Raw genomic sequence first — 8,958 nt, 5'->3', positions numbered from 1 at the left:
CTGCGCCAAATCCTCGTCCAGCTCATCCGCCGACTTCAGCTCCTCCCAAGCTGAAATCCGGGTTCTTCACGGTCGACTGGTTACACTCAGCAATCTGGGCCAAGCACCGTGATGGAGCGCGCCTTCATCAGAGTCAAACTTTCGCCGCGAACAGGAGCGCCTGCCGAGATCATCGCTGCTGTTAGCAATGCCTGAGATATGGGCCGCCTCTAGGGTGGCCACGACCAGTTGAAACTGAGGTTAGTCGAGCAAGTGGCTTCGTCGTAAATCTCAAAGCGTTCGCGACCGTAGGTGATGGAGCCCCGCCGCAAGCCAGTGACGAATACCGGAAAAATATCAATAGGGGACCCCGATCGCCAACGACTGGTTACGAGTTGCGATGCGAGGCCGAGGTCTTCATCGACGTTGCGGTGTTGCGAAGCGCGCGGTTCCGCCCACAGATCAGCACCGAACTGAGCAGACTGCGTGCTCATCGTCTCACGCGTTAGCTCCGCCGCGATGCTTATCCAGTGCGGTATGTAGGCACCTGATCAGGTGCTGTCCTGCGAATGGCTTGGCCAGCAAGCAAATCGCTCCCGCGCTCAGCGCCCGGGCGCGAACGCGATCATCGGGAAAGGCAGTGATGAAAATGAATGGAGCATCGCAACCTTCGGCCCGCATATGTGTCAGCAGGTCCAAGCCGCTCATAGCGGACATCTGCACGTCCGCAATCACACACGATGTTTCATTCAGGTGTGGCGAGCGCAAGAACTCCTCAGCGGATGCAAATGTATGGACTATGTAGCCGCGGGATTTCAAAAGATTATTTATGGCAGCACGGACGGAGCCGTCGTCATCGACCACGGAAATGAGCGAAGGCGTGAACAAAACGACCCCTCCTAACGCAGAAAAGGCGATTGCCGAAGCATAGTCGGCTGGGTCAAGGGTGGGCTTGAGAGATGAAATTGTATAGTCATACTTAGGCTTGTTCCGGCCGGTTGGGACGAATTCCCAGGGGCTCAGCCATTCTGATTAAATCGGCCAGCGACCGTGCGCCCATTTTCTTCATTACCTGTCCGCGGTAGATCTTGATGGTAATTTCGGCCAGCCCGAGCTCTGCGGCTATCTGTTTGTTCATCAGCCCAGCAGTGACCAGTTTCATCACGGCCTGTTCGCGTGGGCTTAAGGCCTCAAACGAGGACTGCAGGTTGGCAACCGTCTTCTCAACCTCCCGCCTTTTGCGATCCCGTTCGGTCGCGGCGACCACGGCGTCAAGCAGCTCCTGATCGCGAAACGGCTTGGTGAGAAAATCGACCGCTCCGCCCTTCATGGCCTTGACGGTCATGGGAATGTCGCCATGACCAGTGATGAAAATGATCGGAATGCGAAGGTTCAACTTGGCGAGCTCAGTCTGCAGCTCGAGGCCACTCAATCCCGGTAGCCTGACGTCAAGGACCAGGCAGCTGGCAACATCCGGAAGCTTGGCTTGCAGCATTTCTCGCGCCGATCCGAACGCAACAACGTCCAAGCCTACCGATCGAAAAAGATTCGCGAGCGAACGACGCATCGAGACGTCGTCGTCGATCACGAAGACGATCGCTCTTCCGCTCGGCTTCTCCGCTTGCGCGCCTCCGCGCGGCGAGTCACAGCGCCCGGTCACGACACGACCTCTTCATGCAACGGCAGGACCAATTGAAACGTCGCGCCCGACTCCTGCTTGCAGGCAATCGACAGGCTCCCTCCGTGAGCCTCCACGATCGAACGGCAGATCGAAAGGCCCATTCCAAGGCCGGTTGATTTGGTGGTGAAAAAGGGGTTGAACACCTGGTCAGCGTGTTCCTCGGTGATCCCAACGCCGCAATCTGTCACGGCGAGGTGCACGCCTCCCAGATCGTGTTGGGATGACCGGATCACCAGTTCGCGCGGTCGGTCTCTGACTGTTTGCATGGCCTCAATCCCGTTCATCACCAGATTCATGATCACCTGTTGCAGTTGAACCCGGTCACCCAGGATCATGGGGAGGGCCGCCGCCAACTCGGTCCGCAACGACACCTGGTGGCTGACCAGCTCGCGAGTCACCAGCGCGACAACCTCCTTGACGATCTCATTGATATTGAGCGGCACCATCTCGATCTCGCTTTTCTTGGCTAGCGTGCGAATGCGGCGAATCACCTCGCTCGCCCGGATGGCGTCCTCGATGATCCATTCCACTGAGCAGCGCGCGGCGGAAAGATCAGGAGTTTCGCGATCAAGCCAACCCAGACAAGCCTCGCCATTGGCGACAATGGCGGCCAGCGGCTGGTTTATCTCGTGCGCAATGGAGGTGGTCATCTCGCCCAGCGTCGTTACGCGTGTCACGTGCGCGAGCTCCGCCTGCGCCTTCCGCAGTTCTCGTTCAGCCTGATCTGCGCGGATGGTTGCGGTGATGTCAGTGCTGACGCCGCGATAGCCGAGGAAATTGCCGTCAGCATCAAAGAATGGCTTGCCGCTGGTCCGGACGTAAATTGGAGATCCGGTCCGGGTGACGGTGCGATAGATGAAATCGCGAAATGGAAGTCGCGCGTCGACTGTCGCCTGATGCTGCCGCCACTTCTCAGATTCCGCTTCGACATCGCCCGCAATTTCGCAGCGAAGCAGCCCGACGACTCCCGTGGCCAAAATGCTTGCTGCGCTGGTGTGCCCCGAAAAGCGGGTGACCCGGTGGTCCGGCCCGGTCTCCCAGAGCCAGTCGGAGGCCGTTTCGGCGTAGTCGCGAAAGCGCTGCTCACTTTCGCGCAAGTCAGCAAGAGCCTTTTCCAGCCGTTCCCTAGCTGCGTATTGCTCGGTGACATCCATATGCGTTCCGATGAGCTCGCTGACGTTGCCATCGCTACCGACCACAGCGTGCGCAACGGAATGTATGCGCCTTATCGCGCCTTTTGGAAGAAGGATTCGGAAATCATATTCGAAGTGCCCTCCCTTGTCTTCGATAGCCTGGCGCGGCACTTCCCGAAGCTGCGGCAAGTCGTCTGGATGGATACGCGACCGGATGGTCTCTATCGATACAGTCTCTTCCGGATCGAAGCCAAACAGACGATCGACTTCGGCGGAGCGATACACAAATTCGAGACGGTGGACGTCCCAGGACCAGCTGCCCGTGTGACTGAGACGCTGTGCTTCGGCCAGATAGGCCTCGCTACGGCGAAGCTGTTGTTCCGCCTGCTTTGCAGCCGTAATGTCCGTCACTGCCCCGACAAACTCGATATCGCCAGATGCGGTTCTAATGGCTCGTGCCAGCGCGTGGAGGTGCTTCACCGAGCCGTCCGGCAACAGCAGTCGGTATTCGTGCTCGAAATCCTCTAGGTTTCGGAGCGCTCGATCAATGGTCTGTCGCACGGCAGCCCGATCTTCTGGATGGGCTCGATCAATGACGAGTTGCGGGTTCAGTTTTGTCGCCGGATCGTGTTGGAAAATGCGAAAGGTCTCCTTTGACCAGATGACCTCGCCGGTGGCGACGTTCCAGCCGAAGCTGCCGGTGCGGCTCAATTCCTGCGCCTGGGCCAAATGGGCTTCACTCCGCCGCAGGGCAGTTTCCGTCCGCTTTCGCTCGGTGATATCTTCGCAGGCGATGAGGATGATGAGCTGGTCGTCTGCCCAATGCATGGCTTTGGCGTTTTCCCGCACCCACAGCACCGCGCCATCCTTCCTGACCTTCTGGATGTCCCAAGTGTGGGATTGGCCGACGGTTTCAACGCACAGCCCAAGGCATTTGCGAACAAGGGTAAGATCTTCTTCCAGAAAGACCTTCAGAACGGAATGCCCGACGAGCTCCGAGGGCGAATAGCCGAGCTGTGTTGCGCCCAACGTGTTCACGTTCAGGACCGTTCCGGCGGCATCGACCATGAAGTACATGACCGGGTTATGCTCGAAGACTTCGCGCCACCATTTCTCTCGATCTCGCAACTCAACCTCGCTGCGCCGGAGCTTGGCTGCGGCCTCAAGCGTGGCCGCCCTTTCCCGGCGGACTTTTCGGATGAGGTGGGTTCCGACAAGCAAGGCAACAAAGAGAATCACAACCACCGGAAGATCTTGCGGAGCATCGAACGCAAGATTGGAAGTAGGGGGCGTAAAGAAGTAGGCCAAAACAGCGATGGACAAGATGGAAAGCATGGCAGATACAATGAGGCTGCCCATAGCGAAAACCGCAAGACCACTACCAATAAGAGAACGCCATCGCGGCGAAATGGGTATGAAAGTACAAGGAAGTTGTCACCAGCGCCAGGACAATGCCACCAAAAACACGCTGCGCGACTAAGCGTCCGAGCTTCGTGAGGGTCCGAACTTGGTAAGGGGTCCAAACTTGGTAAGGCGCCCGAACTTGGTAAATCAGCCTGGCCTAAATAAATAACCTATCCCAAGGATCTGGAAAACTATACTAACGTTTTGACTCGGCTTTGCTTCCGCTCGTCCTGAGGTCCGCCGCTGCCGGTTGCGCGATGAGACCGCATTTTAAGCTAATTGAGCGATAGATTTCGATGGTACGCCTAGCCACTTCCGCGCTTCCAGACTTTCCAGACTTTTATGACGCCGAAGAACGGTGTCCCTGAGAAGCTAGCCGATCGAGGCGGCCCATCAAACCCTTTTTAGAACCCATACGGCCAGTGCGCATAGGACCCCAACAGAGCGCAACGGCCAGGCCGGCAGTTCGACTGAAAGGGGGCCGTTAGGGCCGTGCCGAATGTTAGCGAGCATCCTAAGCCTCTGCCGCCGCATGGGCGCGGGCGTGCCCTTTCGCGTTGCGGCGTGGGATCCGCACGGTAGGTTCCCCAGCGCGTGGACTCAATTGATAGCCAGATTCGCCCGGCGGCGAGGGTGATGAAAGCAATTTCGGTGTAGCTCGTACCGCAAGCGCCTCTTTGCGCTGCAAGAACGGTCTCGGCCCTCAGCAACCAAGTTCTCGATCTTACCTTGATCCAGAGGTACGGACGTTGTGAGCGCGGCCACTTGGGGTGGGGCGGTGTCGCCCAGGTGCTCGGTAGTCGCCCCCAGGCAAGGAAAGCCGAGCTCGCATCGAGATGAAGTTGCCACGGGCAGTTTGGGGTTGAAGCCTTGAGGATGTGCGGTCCTGCCAAATGCGTCAGAGCGCGCCCAAGTCAACTACCAACTTCAGCAATTGATGGAATTGACTGACACATGGCAATCAGCCTCGACGGCCGCCACCGCAATGAACTGCGGATGCAATATGTGAAAAGCTTTGATGCGGTGCTGTGTCGGGAGTGCGCGTCAATGGCGATGGAGTGAAGCGTGGTGAAAGCAAACGCGACGACAAAGTACCTGCAAAGCCGACGCTTTCCGCTCCAGACGATGATCCCTATCTGTGGTTGGAACAGATCGAAGGCGCGCGGGCGCTGAAATTTGTTGAGCGGCAGAATGGCAAGACGCTGCAGGTGTTTGGCGAGCGGGATCGCGACGCGCTGACCTGGATTTACGATCGGATCGGCCGGACAATATTCCCTACGTCCGGCGGCGCGGCAGCTATCTCTACAATCTCTGGAAGGACGCCAACAATCCGCGCGGCCTCTTGCGACGAACCACTCTGGAAGAATTTCGCACGCCAAAGCCGTCATGGGAAGCTCTGCTCGAGATCGATCAGCTCGCGGTTAGCGAAGGCGAAGACCGGCTTCTGAGGGCGACGGTCTGGCCGCAGGGGAGTCATAGACGAACGATTTTGAGCCTATCGCGCGGCGGCAGTGATGCCGTCGCCCTGCGTGAGTTCGATACCGACACGTAGACGTTTGTCGGTGATAGCTTCGTCTTGCCGGAAGCCAAGAGCGCGGTTGAACGGCTCGATCCCGATACGCTGGTGCTGTCGAGCTCTCATAGGCAGGGCATGGCGACGACCTCCGGCTATGCGCGTACAGTGAGGATATGGCGGCGCGGTACGCAGGCGGATCAAGCGCAAGTGATCTTTGAGGTCGTAGCTGATCATGTTGAAGCCGGCTGCAATGTCGAGCGCACCGTCGTGCCGCCACGGCTGTGGTTCGTCGATCAGGTGGACGCCTTCAATTCTGCCACCCATCGCGACTGGCTCGCCATCAGACCGCGCGAGCCCTGATCTGTGGCAGGGCAGACCTATGCCGCGGATACGGTGCTCGTCATCTCTTTGGCCGCTTTCCTTCAAGGCAACCGTCAGTTCGAGGTTCTTTTCGAACCAAGCCCACGCCGGGCGCTGCAGGGGCTCTTTTGGAGTGCCGGTAGGCTTGTGCTTTCCATCCTCAACGAACTGCGGCCGTTCTTCGAGATCTGCTCGCCATCCGATAAAGGGTGGAGCCGCGCGCGACTGCGCGGGATTCCCGACATAGGGATAGTCCAGGTCTGGCCTCTTGATAGCGACCCATCCGAACGCAATGGCGACCTGCTCGTCGATAGCCAGGATCCGCTCACGCCAGCTTCGCTTATGCTGATCGAGAATAATGTCGGCAGTCCGACCGTGCTCAAGCAGGCGCCGAAGACCTTCACCGTGGATGGGCTGGTGGTCACCCAACATGAGGCCATTTCGATTGATGGCGAGCACATCCCCTACGTACGGACCGGTCCGGCCGGCGAGACGGGCGATGCGCCCGTCCATATGAGCGGCTACGGCGGCTTTGGAATCTCGATGAGGCCGTCCTACAATTCAGCGCTTGGCAAGCTTTGGCTCGAGCGCGGCGGCACCACGGTCCAGGCGCATCTACGCGGCCGTGGCGAGTTCGGCACGCGCTGGCACGATGCCGGCCGTCTCAGTGGCAAGAAATTGTCGCACGACGACTTCGCTGCCGTTGCCGCCGATCTCGTGCGTCGTGGCGTCACGGAGCCGAAGCGGATCGCAGCCCAGGGCGGATCGAACAGCGGCATCCTCATCACCAATATGCTGACGCGCTATCCGGAACGCTTCGGCGCGCTGGTCTACACGATCCCGCTGATCGACATGCGCCGCTACACCAAGCTTCTGGCAGGGGCAAGCTGGATTGCGATATGGGGACCCCGATAAGCTCGACCACTGGGAGTGGCTCAAGACCTATTCCGCGTATCATGCCGCCAAACGCGGCCAAACATACCCGCCGATCCTGATCGCCACCGCGGGCGGGACGATCGTGTTCATCCCGGACACGCGCGCAAGATGGCCGCGAAGCTCCAGGCGATGGGCTACGAGGCCTATTTCTACGAGCCTGCGGCGGGCGGTCATGGTTACGGTCGGGACAATAGGGAGCGGGCCGGGTTCGAGATTGCTGGGCTTTCGATTCCTGAAGAGCAAGATCGGCTGGCTTGACGGCGAGGCTTAGGTGGACCGGCGCTTGTGATCACACAAGCTCCAGCGTGATGGTTGCATGACATTTCAGCGGTAGGGGATTGGAAAGAAGCTTGGTTTGACCAGCCCTTTATGAGCCCTACGCCATCCAGCGGCATGGGGGGCAGCTTTTCCATTTCTAGCGTTTCAACGTTCGCGTGCAGAATACGATTGCGCAGCCGCCAATTTCGGGGCCGCAACCTCAACAACGATCATGGCGAGCTGGCTTGCCTGAGCTAGGCGCCGGTTCGCCCCACACGAAGGAGAAACGAGATGAATCAGCGGGATGTGGCCGAAGTCAACCTTCACGACCTACAGGTCTCAGATCCGCTGATTGGGAAATGCCAGCACTTGGTGAGGGAAGTGGCGATTCCCTACCAATGGAACGCGCTCAACGACCGCAATCCGCAAGCGACACCGAGCCACGCGGTAGAAAACTTCCGTATTGCCGCCGGACGTGCGAAGGGGGAGTTCTACGGCACGGTTTTTCAGGACAGTGATGTCGCAAAATGGCTAGAGGCGGCTGCTTGGTCGCTGTGCCAGACACCCAATCCGGACCTGGACAAAGCCGCCGATGAGCTGATTGAATTGATTGCGGCCGCCCAATGCGGCGACGACTATCTCAACACCTATTTCATGCTAAAGGCGCCTCAGGAGCGCTGGAGCAACCTAGCCGAATGCCATGAGCTTTACTGTGCCGGCCACTTGATTGAAGCGGGCATCGCTTTCTTTCTGGCTACTGGCAAACGACGCCTGCTGGACGTCGTTTGCAGACTTGCTGACCACCTCGCCACAGTTTTCGGCCCGGAGCGCGATCAGCTACACGGCTATGATGGCCATCCAGAAATTGAACTTGCATTGACGCGCCTCTACGAAGTGACGCAGGAGCAGCGATATCTGACGCTAGCCAATTATTTCGTGGAGCAACGGGGCACCGAGCCGCACTTCTATGACATTGAACACGAGAAACGCCGGCAATCCTGCGACGTCAAATCACATGGCATGCCCTGGACGGTGAAAAATAAGGCCTATAGCCAGGCGCGCACCTGCCAATTTCGGAACAGCGGACTGCAACCGGGCATGCGGTGCGTTTTGTATACCTCATGACTGCGGTCGCTCATCTCGCGCGTCTGCGTCAGAACGAGCAGCAACGCCAGGCTTGCCTGCGGCTATGGCAAAACATAGTGCAGCGCCAGATCTATATCACTGGGGGTATCGGCTCGCAAAGCTTCGGCGAAGCGTTCAGCAGCGATTACGATCTGCCGAACGTATCGCGTACGCGGAAAGTTGCGCGTCGATTGGGCTGATGATGTTTGAAATGGACCCCGATTGTGGGACCACGTGCTTAGTTGGAAGGGGCTGCTCCGTTTGATAGACGGAGCGCATGATGACGACAAAGACGAGACGCAAGATCGACGCGGCGCTGGAAGAGGCGCTGGCGAAGTACGGCACGCCGGAGATTTTCAACACCGACCAGGGCAGTCAGTTCACCAGTGCGGCCTTCACCGGCGCGTTGGCGGGTGCAGGGATCAAGATCTCCATGGATGGCCGCGGTCGTTGGATGGACAACGTCTTCATCGAGCGGCTGTGGCGGTCGCTCAAGCATGAGGACATCTATCTCAGAGGCTATGCCGACGGCCGCGAGGCCAAGGCAGGGGTCGCAAGCTGGATCG

General features: G+C 58.7%; 4 protein-coding genes and 3 pseudogenes. 4 read left to right on the top strand and 3 right to left on the bottom strand.

Annotated features, from left to right (window positions below):
* Positions 1 to 477: 477 nt before the first annotated feature.
* From AAFX91_RS35605 to AAFX91_RS35595, 3 genes and pseudogenes are all read right to left on the bottom strand, one after another.
* Positions 478 to 867: a response regulator transcription factor gene (locus AAFX91_RS35605; protein ID WP_028168832.1), complete on the bottom strand. Its 390-nt coding sequence runs from the start codon at positions 865 to 867 to the stop codon at positions 478 to 480.
* 91 nt (positions 868 to 958) lie between these two features.
* Positions 959 to 1,639, bottom strand: coding sequence for a response regulator transcription factor (locus AAFX91_RS35600; RefSeq protein WP_028168833.1), 681 nt, complete (start codon positions 1,637 to 1,639; stop codon positions 959 to 961).
* Positions 1,636 to 4,246: pseudogene (locus AAFX91_RS35595) on the bottom strand (PAS domain S-box protein). The gene AAFX91_RS35600 and the pseudogene AAFX91_RS35595 overlap by 4 nt, the downstream one beginning before the upstream one ends.
* Positions 4,247 to 5,255: 1,009 nt before the next feature.
* Between AAFX91_RS35595 and AAFX91_RS35590 the strand changes: the two are divergent.
* The 4 genes and pseudogenes from AAFX91_RS35590 to AAFX91_RS35575 all read left to right on the top strand — a co-directional run.
* Positions 5,256 to 7,280: pseudogene (locus AAFX91_RS35590) on the top strand (prolyl oligopeptidase family serine peptidase).
* Between the two features lie 278 nt (positions 7,281 to 7,558).
* Positions 7,559 to 8,392 carry a beta-L-arabinofuranosidase domain-containing protein gene (locus AAFX91_RS35585; RefSeq protein ID WP_207231139.1) on the top strand — a complete coding sequence of 278 codons (834 nt, stop codon included), beginning with the start codon at positions 7,559 to 7,561 and terminating at the stop codon, positions 8,390 to 8,392.
* Entirely contained in the window at positions 8,389 to 8,592 is a 204-nt protein-coding gene (locus AAFX91_RS35580) for a beta-L-arabinofuranosidase domain-containing protein (RefSeq protein WP_394569652.1), read from the top strand. The genes AAFX91_RS35585 and AAFX91_RS35580 overlap by 4 nt, the downstream gene beginning before the upstream one ends.
* Before the next feature lie 113 nt (positions 8,593 to 8,705).
* Positions 8,706 to 8,958: pseudogene (locus AAFX91_RS35575) on the top strand (transposase); the annotation flags it as partial.

Origin of the sequence: Bradyrhizobium sp. 31Argb (genome assembly GCF_043638955.1) — a bacterium.
GTDB lineage: Bacteria > Pseudomonadota > Alphaproteobacteria > Rhizobiales > Xanthobacteraceae > Bradyrhizobium.
The sequence above is the reverse complement of the archived record's forward strand: the minus strand, read 5'-3'. Positions and strand labels throughout refer to the sequence as shown.